This is a genomic window from Pseudomonas sp. B21-059 (assembly GCF_026016285.1).
Lineage (GTDB): Bacteria > Pseudomonadota > Gammaproteobacteria > Pseudomonadales > Pseudomonadaceae > Aquipseudomonas > Aquipseudomonas danubii.
Map to the genome: position 1 here is coordinate 5,015,393 of NZ_CP087201.1, position 16,204 is coordinate 5,031,596.

Genomic DNA, 16,204 nt, shown 5'->3' on the forward strand with positions numbered 1-16,204 from the left:
TCATCACTCATACCTGATGAATGTAGCGAAGCACCGTTTTCAACACATGACTCAGAGGACACAAATGCAGCGCACTTTACCGCCGCAGGCTAATGGAACAAGCATCACGCCTTCCGGCTATACCGTGGGCGGGAGTACAACCAGCGGCATCCAGCGCTGGGCACTAGCCTCCTTGCTGCTGGCCTTCGCCCTGTTCTACCTGCTGCCGCTGACCAGCCACGGCCTGTGGATTCCGGATGAAACCCGCTATGCACAGATCAGCCAGGAGATGCTGCTTCGCGGGGATTGGGTGTCCCCGCACTTCATGGGCATCCGTTACTTCGAAAAACCCATTGCCGGCTACTGGATGATCGCCATCGGCCAGGCACTGTTCGGTGACAACCTGTTCGGCGTGCGTGTTGCCTCGGCCCTGAGCACCGGCCTGAGCGTACTGCTGGCTTACCTGATCACTCGCCGGATCTGGAACGACCCGCGCAAGAGTTTTGCCGCCGCCCTGCTTTACATGAGCTTCGGTCTGATCGCCGGGCAAGCCGGGTACTCCAATCTCGATCCCCAATTCACCTTATGGGTCAACCTCAGTCTGGTGGCGCTCTGGTTCGCCCTGGACAGCCAGACACCACGCGGCCGCTTGCTGGCCTGGGGCACCTTGGGCGCCGCCTGCGGCATGGGTTTCATGACCAAGGGCTTCCTGGCCTGGCTGCTGCCGGTACTGATCGCCCTGCCCTACATGCTCTGGCAACGACGTTTCGGCGAGTTGCTGCGCTTTGGCCTGGTGGCCGTGCTGGTGGCGATTGCCATCAGCCTGCCCTGGGTCTTGAGCATTCATGCCCATGAACCCGATTTCTGGCGGTTTTTCTTCTGGCATGAGCATATCCGCCGCTTTGCCGCCGACAATGCGCAGCACACTCGCCCCTGGTGGTTCTACCTGCCGTTGCTGGTGGTTTCGAGCCTGCCCTGGGCGGCCTTGCTGCCAGGCACCCTGATTCAGGCCTGGAAGGACAAGCACCAGGCGGCCACCGGTTACCTGCTGTTGTGGTTGCTGCTGCCGCTGGCGTTCTTCAGCCTGAGCCGCGGCAAGCTGCCGACCTACATCATGCCCTGCCTGCTGCCCTTGGCCGTGCTCATGGGCCATGCACTGATCCAGTGGATCAGTGCAGGCAAGGCCCGAACTGTTCGCCTCAACAGTCTGCTCAACCTACTGATCGGCTTCGCTGCATTAGTGGCGCTGGTGGTGATCCAGATCACCCGCCCGGTGTACGACCACGACGAAATGCTCAGCCTGTCCCTGGTGTTCATCATGCTCATGGGCTGGATCATCGCCAACCTGCTGCCGGCCTCCAGGCCTCTCAACTACTGGGCAGCACCGGCCCTGGGCATCTGGCTGCTGGTAGCGCTGCTGCCTGCGGGAATGCCCGGCTTGATCGTGCACAACAAGATGCCGGACCAGTTCATCAAGGAGCACCTTGCGCAACTCCAGCAGACCCACAGCCTGCTGAGCAACGACCTGGGGGCGGCCTCAGCACTGGCCTGGCGCCTGCAACGCCCGGACGTGGCGCTGTATAACACCGAGGGCGAACTGAAATACGGCCTGGCCTACCCTGAATCGAACCAGCGCAAGGTCAGCATGGCCGACGTTGGCCAATGGATCAGCGACGCACGCAAACAGGGATCGGTGGGTGTGGTGATGCGGGTCAAGGACGTACTGGAGAACGAAGAAGTCGCCCTGCTGCCGCCGGGCGGCAAGCGCTACGAGCAAGGCAACATGCTGATCCTGATCCTGCCGGCCACTCAACCCTGACCAAGCTGCCCAAACGCCTGCCTGAGAGCGTCAGCATCGACCACCATCGGCGCTGGCATTCCTGGTCCTTTCCTTCCACCACCCGGCCTGCGCAAACCCACCCATGAAAATCTGCAATAGCGAACGCAAGGATCTGATCCTGCTTCTGGGCGTCAGCGCCCTGATCCTGCTGCTCGGCCTGGGCTCCCGTGAGCTGTGGGGGGCGGAAACCCGCTGGGCCAACATTGCCTTGCAGATGCTGCAGAGTGGCGACTACTTCGACCCCTACCTCAAGGGCGCTCCCTATTACGACAAACCCCTGCCGTCCTACTGGTTGATCACCGCCAGCGCCTGGCTGACCGGGGGCCTGGGGCACTGGTCGCTGCGGCTGTCCTCGGTGCTCGCCGGGTGGCTGAGCATCTGGCTGGTGTACCTGCTTGGCGAGCAGCTGTTTCACAAGGGCACCGGGCTGATCGCCGGCTGGATGCTGGCCACCACCTTCTACTTTGCATTCTGGGCCCGGGTGGCCACCGCGGACATTCTCACCGTGTGCGGGGTCTTGGCAGCAGTGTGGTGGTACTGGCGAGGGCCAGAAGACACTCGCTTGAGTCGCTATTGCCTGTTCTTCCTGCTGTTGGCGGCGACTTCGCTGCTCAAGGGACTGATCGGTTTCGTCCTGCCGGGGCTGATCCTGCTGCCACACCTGCTGAGCCAGGGACGCTGGAAGCGTCACCTCAATCCGCGCCTGTGCCTGGCGTTGCTGATGGCTGCCCTGCTGTACATGGTGCCGTTCGTGCTCTCACACCTGTATGGCGCCCCGACCTACGCTGAAAGCGGGCTGAGCCTGGTATTCCGGGAGAATGTGCAACGCTTCTTCGATCCTTTCGACCATATCGGACCGATCTATACCTACCTGATCTACCTGCCGGCCTACACCTTGCCCTGGGCGCCCTGCTGGGTACTCGGCCTCTGGGTAGCGGCGCGTCACTGGCGCCAGCTACAACCCAATGAGCGCTGGCTGGTCTGGGCCCTGGGTTTGTTGTTCCTGTTCTTCACTGCCAGCGGCAGTCGGCGCAGCTATTACGTCCTGCCTCTGGCGCCCTTCGCCCAGCTGTTAGGGGCCTGGTGGCTGAACCGCCACCTGCTCCAACGACGCGCCAGCGGCAAGCCCAGCGAACGCGGCTGGGCCATAGGCTTTGCCAGCGCAGCGGTGGTTCTGCTGCTGGTGCTGGGGGTGGCCTACCCCTGGAGCAACGGCGGAGGCGGTGTCATCCAGTTCGGCACGCAGGTCAGGGCCGAAGCAAGCCGGATTGCCCCCTGGCATCAATGGCGGATGGTGATGGTCGAGGTGGATAACAAAGTGCCGCTGTACCTGCAGAATCAGGGAGCGCCCTTCTACTACGTCGCCGAAACCCAGGACTTCCCGCGCTCTGGCACCAGCGCAGACTTCATGGCCTGGCTGGACAGGACCAGCGGCCAGCATTGGGACCCCCAGCGCACGCTGATCCTGGTGCAACAGCGTGAGAATGAACCGTTGATGCTCGGCTACCTGGGCAAGGATCATCAACTGGTGCGCACACTGCCGACCAACGGTGAACGGCTGGCGAAAAGAAAAGCCGAGGGCAGTGTTGCTTTCATTCCTCAGGCTCTCGGGGACTGAAGCCCCCTCGCCACGCCGGATAGCAACCGGCATGACGATAAAGACTCAGCGAGTGCGGATCAGAGATTGACCACGTTGACGAAACGCGGCGTGGCGCTGTCGTCAATGCGCAGGCTGGTGAAGTCGAACAGATTGCGATCCGCCAGTTGCGAAGGGATCACGTTCTGCAGGCCGCGGAAAATGCTCTCAGTACGCCCCGGGCTCTTGCGCTCCCAGTCCTGGAGCATCTCCTTGACCACTTGACGCTGCAGGTTCTCCTGGGAACCGCAGAGGTTGCAGGGAATGATCGGGAATTGCTTGAGATCGGAGTAGGCCTGAATGTCCTTCTCGCTGCAGTAGGCCAGCGGGCGGATCACCACATTGCGCCCGTCATCGGCCAGCAGCTTGGGCGGCATGGCCTTGAGCGAACCGTTGTAGAACATGTTGAGGAAGAAGGTCTCGACGATGTCGTCACGATGGTGACCGAGGGCCATCTTGGTGGCGCCGATCTCGTCGGCGAAGGTGTACAGGGTGCCACGACGCAGGCGCGAGCACAGCGAGCAGGTGGTCTTGCCTTCCGGGATCAGCTCCTTGACCACCGAGTAAGTGTCCTTCTCGACGATGTGGTACTCGATCCCCAATTCCTTGAGATAGGCCGGCAGTACATGCTCGGGAAAACCGGGTTGCTTCTGGTCCATGTTCACCGCGACGATCTCGAACTTGATCGGCGCCACCTTCTGCAGGTGCAACAGCACGTCGAGCATGGTGTAGCTGTCCTTGCCGCCGGACAGGCAGACCATGACCTTGTCGCCCTCTTCGATCATGTTGAAATCGGCGACCGCTTCGCCCGCCAGTCGGCGAAGGCGTTTCTGCAGTTTGTTCTGGTTGACCGTAAGAGTGCCCATGGCGCTTGGAATCCGCGAGGTATGTGACGAAAAGCCGAATATTTTACGCAAAAACCCCGTCCCCTTGAAAGCGTCGAAACGTAGCGCCCCCCGGGGCCGCGCTGACAGACAGGACAGCGATTACCCTGGGGTTTTACAGCGCGATTTGCTCTAAAGGTGCGCACATCTGACGAAAACTCCTCCCTATACTGCGACATAAGGTCGCATGCATATATAGACCTATACTGACTGTGCCACTTGGCTGTAAGCGCTCCGTTGGGGGGCGATGGCAACAATGAAAGGAGTGACTGACCATGATTCATCATGTCGTAGGACTCTTCACCCACCCCGATCAGGAATGGCGAGAAATCCGTGGCGATGCAGAAGAAAGCATCAGCCACATGTACCTGACCCACACGCTGATTCTGGCGGCGATCCCCGCTATCTCAGCCTTTATCGGCACCACCCAGGTCGGCTGGGTCATTGGCAACCGCGCGCCGGTGATGCTGACCATGGAAAGCGCCCTGTGGATGACCATCATGTCGTACCTGGCCATGCTTGGCGGCGTGGCGGTGATGGGTGCTTTCATCCACTGGATGGCCCGGACCTATGACGCCAACCCGAGCCTGGCGCGCTGCGTCGCCTTTGCCACCTACACCGCGACACCGCTGTTCGTCGGCGGCCTGGCGGCGCTGTATCCGCATATGTGGCTGGGGATGATCGTCGGCACGGCGGCGATCTGCTACACGGTGTACCTGCTCTACGTCGGGCTACCGACCTTCATGAACATCCCATCGGACGAAGGATTCCTGTTTTCCAGCTCGGTCCTGGCGGTAGGACTGGTGGTGCTGGTAGCGATCATGGCCTTCACCGTGATTGTCTGGGGCCTGGGCGTCGGCCCCGTGTACACCAACTGACGCCGCACCAATAATAATCCTCCATCTGCCAACACAGGCCGCCGCAAGGCGGCCTTCTTAATGGGCGCTCCTGCGACCATTCGGCGCCTGGGCGATTCGGATTAGCCGCTCTTTGCGGCATACTCAGCCGCTCTGGAGAGCCGTTAAGCATGCCCGAGCAACTCAATACCCGCGTCGAAGACTGTTTCCTACTCGCTGAATCCTTTTTCAAACGTCCTTTCAAACGCCCGGTGGTCAGCCTCAAATTACGAGGCCAGAAAGCCGGCGTTGCCCACTTGCACGAAAACCTGCTGCGCTTCAATCCCCAGCTGTACCGGGAAAACAGCGAAGACTTTCTCAAGCAGACCGTGGCCCACGAAGTCGCGCACCTGATCGCTCATCAGTTGTTTGGCGAACGCATTCAGCCCCACGGCGAGGAGTGGCAACTGATCATGCGCGGGGTGTATGAACTGCCGCCCAATCGTTGCCACACTTATGAAGTCAAACGCCGCAGCGTGACCCGCTACATCTACCGCTGCCCCTGCGCCGAGAGCGATTTTCCGTTTTCGGCGCAACGCCACAAGCTGGTGGCCCAGGGACGTCGCTACCTGTGCCGACGCTGTCGGCACACCCTGGTGTACAGCGGCGAAACCCGGGTCGAGTGATGGCGTCAACGCGCTTCGCCGGCAGGCCGACGCCTAAGCAATGACCTGGCTGCGTCGCAGTTCCTCGATACGTTCAGCGCTGTAGCCAAGCTCCGCCAGCACCTGATCGGAATGGGCGCCCAGCCTGGCGCCGATATGCCGCGGTTCGGGCAAACCGTCGGAGAATTTCAGCGGACATGCCATCTGGGTCTGGAGGCTACCGTCTTCCCGGGGGACCTGGCTCAGCAGTTGCCGAGCCTGCAATTGGGGGTGCTCCACCGCCTCGGCCAGGCTGAGCACTGGTTCGACACAAGCGTCGAGCCCGGCGAACAACTGGCACAGCTCGGCAAAGTCATGTTTCTCGAACTCGATCTGCAAGGCCTGCTTGAGGGCCCTTTGCTGCTCGGGCAAGGGGGACAAACCCTGGGCCGCCAGTTCCGGCCGCCCCAGGGCCTGACACAACTGCTGCATGAACACCGGCTCCAGGCTGCCCACCGATAGCCAACGACCATCCCGGCTGCGGTAGTAGTCGTAGAAGCTGCCACCATTGAGCACCTGCTGTTCCATCCCCGGCTCTACCCCGCAGGCCAGGTAACCGGCTCCGGCCATGGCGTTCAGGCTGAACACGCAATCGGTCATGCTGATATCCAGGTGCTGGCCCTGGCCGCTGTGCTGCCGGGCGATCACCGCCGCCAGCAGGCCGATTACGCCGTGCAGCGAGCCCCCGGCAATATCCGCCGCCTGAATGCCCAGAGGCAACGGGCCCTGGTCGCGGCGTCCGGTCTGGCTGGCGAGCCCGGTCAGGGCCAGGTAGTTGATATCGTGCCCGGCGCGGTCCTTGTAGGGTCCGGTCTGGCCATAACCGGTAATGGAGACGTAGATCAGCCGCGGGTTGATCGCCTTCAAGGCCTCGTACCCCAACCCCAGGCGCTCCATCACGCCCGGGCGAAACTGTTCGAGAACGATGTCGTGGTCCTGCAGCAGTTGCCGGATCACCTCCAGCGCCTCGGGCCGCTTGAGGTCCAGGGCCAGGCTGCGCTTGTTGCGGTTGAGATAGGCGTGACTGGCGGATACACCGTGGTCGTGGGGTGGCAGCACCCGCAGCAGGTCCATGCGGGTTGGCGACTCGATGCGCAGTACCTCGGCCCCCATGTCCGCCAGCAGCAGCGAGGCGAACGGCCCCGGCAACAGGGTGGAGAAATCCAGTACCTTGAGTGACGCCAACGGCCCTTGCATGTGCCCTCTCCTCTTGATCGATTGCTTCAGAGTAGGCAGCCGCGAGCAACGCAACAATTACCACAACGGTCAGCCGGACTGACCGTTGTGCTCAATCTCCAGGCAATAAAAAACCCGCCGTAGCGGGTTTCTTATATTCAGCAAGACTTACTTGATGCTCGGTGCCGGGCCTTCAGCCACACCCAGATCGTCGGTTTCACGGGTGTCGATGATCGCACGACCACCAGACGCCAGCTCGACCTGCAGTTTGTCTTCGTCCAGTTCCTTGACCCACTTGGCAACGACCAGGGTAGCCACGGCGTTGCCCACCAGGTTGGTCAGGGCACGGGCTTCGGACATGAAGCGGTCGATACCCAGAATCAGCGCCAGACCGGCCACCGGCAGGTGACCCACAGCCGACAGGGTGGCGGCCAGAACGATGAAGCCACTGCCAGTCACACCAGCAGCACCTTTGGAGGACAGCAGCAACACCAGCAGCAGGGTGATCTGGTGAGTGATGTCCATGTGGGTGTCAGTTGCCTGGGCAATGAACACCGCCGCCATGGTCAGGTAGATCGAGGTACCGTCCAGGTTGAAGGAGTAACCGGTAGGAATCACCAGGCCGACCACCGACTTCTTGGCACCCAGGCGCTCCATCTTGATCAGCATGCGTGGCAGGGCCGATTCCGAGGACGAGGTACCCAGCACGATCAGCAGCTCTTCGCGGATGTAGCGGATCAGCTTGATCACGCTGAAACCGTGGGCGCGGCAGATGCCCCCCAGGATCACCAGCACGAATACCACGCAAGTGATGTAGAAGCAGATCATCAACTGGCCCAGTTGCACCAGGGAGCCGACGCCGTAGGCACCGATGGTGAAGGCCATGGCACCCAGCGCACCCAGGGGCGCCAGCTTCATGATCATGTTGATGATGTTGAACATCACGTGGGCGAAGCGGTCGATGAAGTCCAGCACCGGCTTGCCGTAGGCACCCAGGCGATGCAGGGCGAAACCGAAGATCACCGAGAACATCAGCACTTGCAGGATGTCGCCGTTGGCGAAGGCACCCACGATGGTCGACGGGATCACGTTGAGGATAAAGCCGACAATGCTCTGGTCATTGCCCGCAGTCACATAGGCAGCGACTTTTGAAGCATCCAGGGTCGAGGCGTCGATGTGCATGCCAGCACCCGGCTGCACCACATTGACCACGATCAGGCCGATCAGCAGGGCAATGGTGGAGACGATTTCGAAGTACAGCAGCGCGTAGCCGCCAGTCTTGCCCACCGATTTCATGTTCTGCATGCCGGCGATACCACTCACCACGGTGCAGAAAATGATCGGCGCAATGACCATCTTGATCAGTTTGATGAACCCATCACCCAGGGGCTTGAGGGCCACGCCGGTCTGAGGATAGAAGTGACCGAGCAGGATGCCGATGGCGATGGCAACGATCACCTGGAAATACAGGGATTTGTACAGTGGCTGACGAGTCGTCATTGCAAAGTTCCTCAAGAGCCCCGGCATACAGCTTCCGTCGATGCATGCGGTGCCTAAAGTGCGAACCCTCCTGCGCTGGAGGGATTTGTTGTGTCGAACTGCGTGCTGGCAGATCTTCCGGCTCTATCGCAAAGCCCGTGCCACCTTGTAAAAAAGCCCTACAGGCCTTTAGACATCAGGGGGACAGGCCGATCTTGGCTTCCACTGCACCCGGCGCCGCTGGCGGATTTCCGCCCATTCGCCGAGTCTCGTCCTACAATTTGGCGGATATCCGCCTTGTTCCCTCATAGGGGGCTGGCTAACATCCGCCACTCAATGGACGGACCAGCCTTCATGCGCGAACGCACCATCGCCAGCCACTTTGCCCGTGCCGCCTTAGGCGGTGCACGTCGTCGCGGCTACGATTACGGGCCGCTTCTGCAGCAGCTGGGCATCAGTCCAGAGCTGCTGAGCCAGCCCAAGGCACGCATCGCCCCCGAACAATTCACCAGTCTGCTGCAGCAACTGTGGCTAGCGTTGGACGACGAGTACCTGGGTTTCGGCCATGGCCCCAGCAAACGCGGAACCTTCGCCATGATGTGCCACGCGCTGATCCACTGCCGCACCTTGGAAAAAGCGCTCAATCGCGGCTTGTTGTTTTACAGCCTGTTTGCGCAAGCACCGCGCCTTCGCCTGACGCACGAAGGAGAAATGGCCCGCCTGAGCCTGGATGATTCTGAGTTATGGGACCCGGAGCACTTTCTTAGCGAAAGCCTGCTGGTGATCTGGCATCGCCTGGGCAGTTGGCTGATCGGCCAGCGCATACGCCTTGAACAAGCCTGCTTCAGCTACCCGAAACCCGAACACGGCGCAGAATACGATTTGCTGTTCCCCTGCCCACTGCTGTTCAGCCAGGAGCACAGCAGCCTGTTGTTCCACAGTCGCTACCTGGGCATGCCGCTGCTACAGGATGAACGTACCCTCAAGCACTTTCTTGAGCGCTCCCCCGCCGATCTGCTGTCACGCCCGGACCAGGGCGACAGCCTCAGCAGCCAGTTGCGGCGTCTGCTCAGCCGAGACCGGGAGCGCTGGCCCGACCTGGAAAGCGTTGCCCAGCACCTGCACGTCAGCCCGCAGACATTGCGTCGCCATTTGCGCGAAGAAGGTTCGAGCTTTCAGGCACTCAAGGATGAACTGCGCCGTGACATCGCCATCTACCACCTGGGGCGGGCTGACCTGTCATTGCAACAGATCGCCGAGCAATTGGGCTTTTCCGAACCCTCGGCCTTTCATCGGGCATTCAAGAAATGGACTGGCCTGACCCCAGGCGCCTATCGCGCCCGGGAGCAGTAGCCAAAGCGCCCTTTACAGGGCCGGGAAGTGAATCCTGAAGGCCGCACCGCCCAAGGCTGAATCCCCCAGGGTCAACTGCGCGCCATAACTCTCGATGATGTCTTTGACCACCGCCAGGCCTATGCCCTGCCCTGGGTGCTGGCGATCAAGACGTTCGCCACGCTGGAGAATCCGTGCTCGCTGATCGGGTGGCACACCAGGGCCGTCGTCCTCTACACACAGCTCTGAACCATCCAGAGTCTCGCGCACACTGATGCGTACCGAGCTCAGGCACAGGCGGTAGGCGTTCTCCAGCAGGTTGCCAAGCAATTCCAGCAAGGCCCCGTGCTCGATTGGCACATAGCAGCGCTCGGGCAAATCGAAGGACACGCGCACCTGCTTGTCGCGATAGACCTTGTCCAGTGTGTCGCACAGGCTTTGCAGCACCGGCCGCAGACGTACCTGATGGCGCACCAGGCCACTCTTGCGCAGGCTGGCACGCTGCAACTGGTAGCTGATCTGCTGGCTCATGCGCTCGATCTGCGTCTGCAGGACCCAGGCCTGCTCCCGATCCTGAGGCCGTTGCGCCATGTCCTCGCTGACCCCTTGCAACACCGTCAACGGGGTTTTCAGGCTGTGGGCCAGGTCATCCAGGGAGTCCCGGTAGCGGCTACGCTGCTCGCGCTCGCTTTGCAGCAGGCGGTTCAAGGAGCCGGTCAGGCGCAACAGCTCCCGCGGATGCTCCTCACTGAGGCTTTGGCGGGTACCGCTCTCGATCTGGTCCAATTCCTGGCTCAAGCGTCGCAGGGCCTGCAAACCCCAGGTCAACCCCAGCCAGAGCAATGCCAGCAGCACCAGCAACGCCGCACCAAAGCCCAGATAGAGGTTTTCCCTGACCCCTTCCAGAGTCTGCTGGTACTCACGCACCGGTTGCAGTGCAACGATACTGAAAGCCGCATTCTTGCCCCCCAACAACTTGATCTCGACGTCGTAGACGAAGAACTCCTGGCCATTGGCTTCACGGATTCTGGCGAACTCGTTACCGCGCCCGTCGTACCGCGGCCGGTAATTGATGTTCTCTTCCTGGGTGGCCCGGGAGCGCCAGACCAGGTGCCCCTCTCGGTCATAGATGTAGCCCAGCAAGCGACTGTCGGCGAGATTGAAGCGCTCGTCCGGCAGTTGTGCGGGCATCTGCAGGCGGTTGTTTTCAATCCGCGCCGCCGAAATCAGGGTGGTGACGTCGGAAGCCAGGCGCTGCTCGATGGAGTCCTGCAGCGCCAGGCTGAAGGCCCCCTGCATGGCCGGCAGCAACGCCAGCATGAACAGCACCGCCAGGGTGGTCGCCGCCAGCATCAGCCGCAGCCGCAGCGATCGAATCATCGGCAGCGCTCGTTGAACAGATAGCCCAGGCCGCGCACCGTATCAATCGGCTTGAAGCCCGACGGCCCCTCCAGCTTGCGCCGCAGCCGCCCCACCAGCACCTCGATGACGTTCGGATCACGCTCGTCATCGTCCGGGTACAACTGCTCCATCAGCCGGTCCTTGGCCACCACCTGCTGGTGATGGCGCATCAGGTACTCGAGGATCCGGTATTCGTAGGCGGTCAGCGCCAGGGGTTGATCATCCATGGACGCCTGCTTGCGATTCAGGTCCAGCAGCAAAGGGCCGGCAATGATGGTGGACTGGGTAAAACCGCTGGAACGCCGCAGCAACGCATTGAGCCGTGCATCCAGCTCTTCGAACTGAAACGGCTTGACCACATAGTCGTCGGCACCGGCGGCCAGGCCTTCGACCTTGTCCTGCCAATTGCCGCGGGCGGTGAGGATGAGGATCGGAAACGTCTTGCCACGGGCACGTAACTGACGGATCAGATCCAGTCCGCCCATGCCAGGCAACCCCAGGTCGATCACCGCCAGGTCGTGATTGAACTGCTCGGTCTGATACAACGCCTCCTCGGCGTTCGCCACGGACTCGACCACATGGCCACTGTCGGTGAGGCGGGTTTGCAGGTGATGGCGCAACAGCGCCTCATCTTCGACGACCAGCAACTTCATAACGCTCTCCCAGGCAAAATTCGACATCTCCAAGGGCGCCCCTGCGCCCTGACGATCAATGCGCCAGCGCCGGACCGTACCCAAGGCACAGTCCGGCGCGGTTCAGGCCAGGCCGCTTATCAGAAAGCGTAGTTGGCCGACAGATAAGTCTGGGCACTGCTGGTAAGGCTCAAGGAACCTTGCTTGCTGCCGCCCCGCTCGCTCATCTCGGTCCCGGCATTGCTGCGCAGGTAACGGTAGCCGAGCTCCACCGAGGTGTTTTGTGAAACCTGCTGCAGGACACCCGCCTGCACTCCCACCGCGTAACCGATGTCGCTATCGCGGCTGAAGCCCGGGGATTCCTGGGTCAGCTTGGTCAAGCCGGCGGTAGCACCGCCAAACAGCTTGGTGCTGCTGGTCACCGGCAGGAACATATCGTAACTGCCCAGCAGATTTTGCTGACGCAGTTTAATGCCATTGTGAGAGCCGGAAACGTAATCGTAAGTGGCGTAGTAACGGCCCTGATCATTCTGTTGACCGAAACGCACACCCCAGGTGTTGTCCTTGCCGATCACACCATCGGCGTTCGGATGCCCGAGATTGCTGTTGAGCTGGCTGGATTTTTTAACCTTGTCGCTGGTCTGGCCGTAGGTCAGGCTGGCGAAGTTACTGTCAGCGGCTTGGACGGCGGCGCTGGCGCCGAGAACGGTAAAGGCCAGGATCAGTTTTTTCAATGAAGTCATAGGAAGTTTCCTTTGCGCTATTGGCTTTTTGGGTACGGGGCTAGAGTAAACAGCCCGCCCTGAACTCCCCCTGAACACACTCTTAACCTCGCCTGAACCAGATCCATCTAGCTGTCTTGAGGCATTTCAACCTGCACAACGCTCTCGCCCAGCTTTCTGAGTCCCCTCTCTGCACCACACACCGCTACCCTCGAACTCTTCAACCCGGCAAACTAGCGGCCATGAATGCACTCCCCCCTCTCCCCGCTTGCTGTACCTCTCTGGATGCCTCCTGGCCCCTGCCGGAGGCCTTGCCCCATACCCTTTGGCTGAGCACTCGGTTCGATCCCGGGCAATTGGCTGCGGATGATTTCCAGCGCAGCGGCATTGAAGCGCCGCCCAGCATCCAGCGCTCGGTGGCCAAGCGCCAGGCCGAGTTCCTGGCCGGACGCCTGTGTGCCCGGGCCGCCCTGTGGCAACTGCAGAATGTGGATTGGGTTCCTCCGATCGGTGCCGACCGGGCGCCGATCTGGCCCGAGCATATCTGCGGTTCCATTACCCACGGCACCGGCCGCGCCGCCGCCATCGTCGCCGACAAACAGCACTGGCGAGCCTTGGGAATAGACCTGGAAAAGCTGCTGAGCAATGAGCGTGCGGCCAATCTGGCTGAGCAGATCCTCACGCCGGCGGAACTGCAACGTCGGGACCTGTTGCCCCCCGCGTTGCACGCCCTGGCGGTGACCCTGACCTTCTCGATCAAGGAAAGCCTGTACAAGACCCTGTATCCATTGGTGCACAAAAACTTCTACTTCGAACACGCCGAAGTACTGGAGTGGTCTATAGAGGGCCAGGTCCGAGTGCGCCTACTGACGGACCTGAGCGATGAATGGCACCACGGCAGTGAGCTACAGGGGCAGTTCGTGGTCGAGGACAACCAGTTGCTCAGTCTGATCGCCATCAAGGCCGCCCCGCAGACAATCCTCAGCGGGGCTCCTGCTGTCGGGGCCAGCTGAGGCTGAAGCAGGCACCCCCGAGGCTCTTGCTCTGGCTGATCAGGGCCCGACCGTCGTGCCAGTGGATGATTCGCCGCACGATCGACAGCCCCAGCCCATGACCGCCGGAAGCCCGGGTACGACTGTCATCCAGGCGCAGAAAAGGCGTGAAGATCTTTTCCCAGGCACTTTCCGGCACGCCGGGACCGTCATCCTCCACATCCACCCGACAGCGCAACTGGCCCACCTGATAACTGACAGTGACCTGGGATTCCGCATGGCGCATGGCATTGCTCACCAGATTCTGCAGCGCCCGGTGCAGATAGCGCGGCTCGGCCTCGACCCAGGCCCCGTCGCACTCGGCGTCGGACAGGCACAGCCCACGCTGGACCTTGAGGTTGGCCCGCAAGGGTGCCAGTTCGCTGATCACTTGGTTAATCAGGGCATCCAGGTCGATACGCTGGAAGTTCAAGGCCGGCGAGCCCTGTTCCAGGCGGGCATAGGTGAGCATCTCGTCCACCAGACGATCCAGGTCCTGAATATCGTGATCCATACCATCCAGGTACTTCTGTCGCGCCTGATCGGTACTTGCCGAAGCAATCATCTCCAGACCAAAACGCAACCGAGCCACTGGTGTACGCAACTCATGAGAGACCGCCCGCACCAGTTCGCGCTGGATCGCCAACAAGCGTTGCAAATGCTCGGCCATGCCGTTGAATGCAGCCGCCAGGCGCCCCACCGAATCCACACCACGAGCCGGCACGCGAGTTTCCAGGCTGCCCTTGGCAATTTTCGTGGCTGCCGATTCCAGGCCGCTGAGACGTCGCTCCAGTTGGCGTACCAATAAATAGACGATCAGGCCGATCAAGCTCAGGCCGAGCACGGCAATCAGCACCAGCCATTGCGGCGGATAAGGGTTCATCTGATACAGAGGGCCGATTTCCAGCACCCAGGGCGTCCCCACCAACCCCGCAAATACCCGGATCGAATCACCGCCCTTGCCCAGGGCCATCACCGTATCGCCCTCGGCCACCCGTCGGCGCTGGTCCTCATCCATATCGGCGGCATCCAGGGTGGACAGGTGCATATCGAAACCAAACCCCTTGGCCTTCTTCAATGCCGCCAGGCGCTCAGGCTGCTCCGCCACCGGATACCGTACCAACTCGTCCGCCAGCAGATAGATGGTTGCCCGGGCCAGTTGCTCGCTGATCTGTTGCACTTCGGCACTGAGCAGCAACTGCTCCTTCTCGCTGACCAGGCGATAGACCCGGGCGGCAAAGGGCCCGATCTGCTCCACCAGCGCCTGCCCGCGCAGCACCCGGCCACGCTGGCTGCTGTCCAGGTCGGTCTGGTTGAAGGTCTTCAGGCTCAGGGGAATCCCCAACAGCCGCTCCCACACGGCCAGGGCGCGGCGACGCTCGATCTCGCTCATGGGCTTGAGGTTATCCGCCATCAGCGAGAAGGTGCCGTGGGCCAGTCGTTCGCGGTACTGCTCGCTGCGCACCTCGTTGAGCAGGTGCAGAGCCAGCACCCCCAGCAGCGCCACCAGGATCAGCGCGGCGCACATGCCGCCATAGATCCGCAGGAAGATGGAGTTCACGAGGGCAAGTCGGCGGCGGCTTCAGGAACGAACAGATAGCCCTTGCTGCGAATGGTCTTGATCAGTCGCGGGTGCTCCGGGTCGTCGCCGATCTTGGGCCGGATGCGCGAGATGCGCACATCGATGGAACGGTCCTGGCCGTCATAACCTATGCCGCGCAGAGCGGTGAAGATCTCCTCACGGGACAGTATCCGCCCCGCATTCACAACCAGCAGCCACAACAGATCGAACTCGGCGCTGGTCAGCTCGATGCCGACATCGCTCAGCCAGGCTTCACGCAGGGCGTTGTCCACCACCAGAGGACCAAATTGCAGGCGCCGGGTTTTCTCCTGGGCAGGCTCCGCTGCTTCGCTGCGCCGCAGCAAGGCCTGGATCCGCGCCAGCAACAACCGTGGGCGTACCGGCTTGCAGACGTAGTCATCGGCCCCCAGGTCCAGGCCCATGACCTGATCCATGTCATCGGTACGGGCGGTGAGCATGAGGATTGGCCCGTCATAGCGAGCCCGAACCTTGCGACAGATACTCAGGCCGTCTTCACCGGGCAGCATCAGGTCGAGAATCACCAGGTCTGGCTGCTCGGCAATGATCCTGGCGGCAGCCCGGGCGCCGTTGCCCTCGATGGCCACCTGCAGGCCGTTACTCTCGAGATATTCACGGGTCAACTCAGCCAGACGCTGGTCATCCTCGACAATCAGTACCTGCCAGGCTTCTTGCTCCACGCTCGACCTCTTTTTTATTGCCAGCATTCACTGGAAAGAAAGCACCCGTCTTTTTGTCATGAAAAAGACGGATAACCGGCCATGGAAAACGTCGCCAGCAACTCATGGACCGCGACGGATTGTAGCAACCGGGATCGGCCCACATACAAGCGACTAAAACGACTCGGTCAGGGGGATTTTTTGTGATAGGGTTCGCGCCCGCAAAAATCCGCCCAAGGCAATTTCAGGCGGTAAAAAACAGTGACAAATGGTTCCATGCACTAGGACTGCGG

Annotated in this window: 14 protein-coding genes; 6 read left to right on the forward strand and 8 right to left on the reverse strand. The window is 61.3% G+C overall.

The features are described from left to right. The first annotated feature begins 46 nt into the window (after nucleotides 1–46). Nucleotides 47–1,798 carry a lipid IV(A) 4-amino-4-deoxy-L-arabinosyltransferase gene (gene arnT, locus LOY69_RS22050; protein ID WP_265073595.1) on the forward strand — a complete coding sequence of 584 codons (1,752 nt, stop codon included), beginning with the start codon at nucleotides 47–49 and terminating at the stop codon, nucleotides 1,796–1,798. A 103-nt stretch (nucleotides 1,799–1,901) separates the two neighbouring features. Continuing rightward, the gene (locus LOY69_RS22055; protein ID WP_265073596.1) at nucleotides 1,902–3,437 is read left to right on the forward strand and encodes an ArnT family glycosyltransferase; all 1,536 of its coding nucleotides are present in this window, start codon (nucleotides 1,902–1,904) and stop codon (nucleotides 3,435–3,437) included. Between the two features lie 59 nt (nucleotides 3,438–3,496). Here LOY69_RS22055 and ttcA read toward each other — a convergent pair whose 3' ends face one another. Beyond that, nucleotides 3,497–4,321: a tRNA 2-thiocytidine(32) synthetase TtcA gene (ttcA, locus tag LOY69_RS22060; RefSeq protein WP_102880571.1), complete on the reverse strand. Its 825-nt coding sequence runs from the start codon at nucleotides 4,319–4,321 to the stop codon at nucleotides 3,497–3,499. Between the two features lie 293 nt (nucleotides 4,322–4,614). Between ttcA and LOY69_RS22065 the strand changes: the two genes are divergently transcribed. Continuing rightward, nucleotides 4,615–5,217 (forward strand): Yip1 family protein, encoded by a 603-nt coding sequence (locus LOY69_RS22065; RefSeq protein WP_102860723.1) that lies wholly within the window; start codon nucleotides 4,615–4,617, stop codon nucleotides 5,215–5,217. Nucleotides 5,218–5,366: 149 nt separating this feature from the next. Continuing rightward, a complete protein-coding gene (locus LOY69_RS22070; protein ID WP_102880572.1) occupies nucleotides 5,367–5,861 on the forward strand; it encodes a SprT family zinc-dependent metalloprotease in 495 nt (164 codons plus the stop codon). Nucleotides 5,862–5,894: 33 nt separating this feature from the next. Here LOY69_RS22070 and LOY69_RS22075 read toward each other — a convergent pair whose 3' ends face one another. Then, nucleotides 5,895–7,076, reverse strand: coding sequence for a CaiB/BaiF CoA transferase family protein (locus LOY69_RS22075; protein WP_265073597.1), 1,182 nt, complete (start codon nucleotides 7,074–7,076; stop codon nucleotides 5,895–5,897). 147 nt (nucleotides 7,077–7,223) lie between these two features. Next, entirely contained in the window at nucleotides 7,224–8,555 is a 1,332-nt protein-coding gene (locus tag LOY69_RS22080; RefSeq protein WP_102880574.1) for a dicarboxylate/amino acid:cation symporter, read from the reverse strand. A gap of 333 nt (nucleotides 8,556–8,888) precedes the next feature. On the opposite strand from LOY69_RS22080, the gene LOY69_RS22085 reads away from it, so the two are divergent. Next, nucleotides 8,889–9,887: an AraC family transcriptional regulator gene (locus LOY69_RS22085; protein WP_110651464.1), complete on the forward strand. Its 999-nt coding sequence runs from the start codon at nucleotides 8,889–8,891 to the stop codon at nucleotides 9,885–9,887. Nucleotides 9,888–9,899: 12 nt separating this feature from the next. On the opposite strand, the gene LOY69_RS22090 is transcribed toward LOY69_RS22085, so the two are convergent. From LOY69_RS22090 to LOY69_RS22100, 3 genes are all read right to left on the reverse strand, one after another. Next, on the reverse strand, nucleotides 9,900–11,246 hold the full coding sequence (locus tag LOY69_RS22090) for an ATP-binding protein (RefSeq protein WP_102880576.1): 1,347 nt from the start codon (nucleotides 11,244–11,246) through the stop codon (nucleotides 9,900–9,902). Beyond that, nucleotides 11,243–11,920, reverse strand: coding sequence for a response regulator (locus LOY69_RS22095; protein WP_102880577.1), 678 nt, complete (start codon nucleotides 11,918–11,920; stop codon nucleotides 11,243–11,245). The genes LOY69_RS22090 and LOY69_RS22095 overlap by 4 nt, the downstream gene beginning before the upstream one ends. Before the next feature lie 119 nt (nucleotides 11,921–12,039). Continuing rightward, entirely contained in the window at nucleotides 12,040–12,642 is a 603-nt protein-coding gene (locus tag LOY69_RS22100; protein WP_102860716.1) for a hypothetical protein, read from the reverse strand. Between the two features lie 221 nt (nucleotides 12,643–12,863). Between LOY69_RS22100 and LOY69_RS22105 the strand changes: the two genes are divergently transcribed. Beyond that, the gene (locus tag LOY69_RS22105; RefSeq protein ID WP_265073598.1) at nucleotides 12,864–13,634 is read left to right on the forward strand and encodes a 4'-phosphopantetheinyl transferase family protein; all 771 of its coding nucleotides are present in this window, start codon (nucleotides 12,864–12,866) and stop codon (nucleotides 13,632–13,634) included. Here the strand turns inward: LOY69_RS22105 and LOY69_RS22110 are convergent. Continuing rightward, on the reverse strand, nucleotides 13,603–15,213 hold the full coding sequence (locus tag LOY69_RS22110; protein ID WP_110594736.1) for an ATP-binding protein: 1,611 nt from the start codon (nucleotides 15,211–15,213) through the stop codon (nucleotides 13,603–13,605). The two genes, LOY69_RS22105 and LOY69_RS22110, sit on opposite strands and share 32 nt — an antisense overlap. After that, complete coding sequence (locus tag LOY69_RS22115; protein ID WP_102880580.1) at nucleotides 15,210–15,932, reverse strand: response regulator; 723 nt, start codon at nucleotides 15,930–15,932, stop codon at nucleotides 15,210–15,212. Before LOY69_RS22115 ends, LOY69_RS22110 begins: the two co-directional genes overlap by 4 nt. Nucleotides 15,933–16,204: the final 272 nt, after the last annotated feature.

What these genes read in the sequence shown, in the direction of transcription:
- arnT (WP_265073595.1), top strand. Translation starts at nt 47, where the DNA reads ATGACTCAGAGGACACAAATGCAGCGCACTTTACCGCCGCAGGCTAAT.
- LOY69_RS22055 (WP_265073596.1), top strand. Translation starts at nt 1,902, where the DNA reads ATGAAAATCTGCAATAGCGAACGCAAGGATCTGATCCTGCTTCTGGGC.
- ttcA (WP_102880571.1), bottom strand. Translation starts at nt 4,321, where the DNA reads ATGGGCACTCTTACGGTCAACCAGAACAAACTGCAGAAACGCCTTCGC.
- LOY69_RS22065 (WP_102860723.1), top strand. Translation starts at nt 4,615, where the DNA reads ATGATTCATCATGTCGTAGGACTCTTCACCCACCCCGATCAGGAATGG.
- LOY69_RS22070 (WP_102880572.1), top strand. Translation starts at nt 5,367, where the DNA reads ATGCCCGAGCAACTCAATACCCGCGTCGAAGACTGTTTCCTACTCGCT.
- LOY69_RS22075 (WP_265073597.1), bottom strand. Translation starts at nt 7,076, where the DNA reads ATGCAAGGGCCGTTGGCGTCACTCAAGGTACTGGATTTCTCCACCCTG.
- LOY69_RS22080 (WP_102880574.1), bottom strand. Translation starts at nt 8,555, where the DNA reads ATGACGACTCGTCAGCCACTGTACAAATCCCTGTATTTCCAGGTGATC.
- LOY69_RS22085 (WP_110651464.1), top strand. Translation starts at nt 8,889, where the DNA reads ATGCGCGAACGCACCATCGCCAGCCACTTTGCCCGTGCCGCCTTAGGC.
- LOY69_RS22090 (WP_102880576.1), bottom strand. Translation starts at nt 11,246, where the DNA reads ATGATTCGATCGCTGCGGCTGCGGCTGATGCTGGCGGCGACCACCCTG.
- LOY69_RS22095 (WP_102880577.1), bottom strand. Translation starts at nt 11,920, where the DNA reads ATGAAGTTGCTGGTCGTCGAAGATGAGGCGCTGTTGCGCCATCACCTG.
- LOY69_RS22100 (WP_102860716.1), bottom strand. Translation starts at nt 12,642, where the DNA reads ATGACTTCATTGAAAAAACTGATCCTGGCCTTTACCGTTCTCGGCGCC.
- LOY69_RS22105 (WP_265073598.1), top strand. Translation starts at nt 12,864, where the DNA reads ATGAATGCACTCCCCCCTCTCCCCGCTTGCTGTACCTCTCTGGATGCC.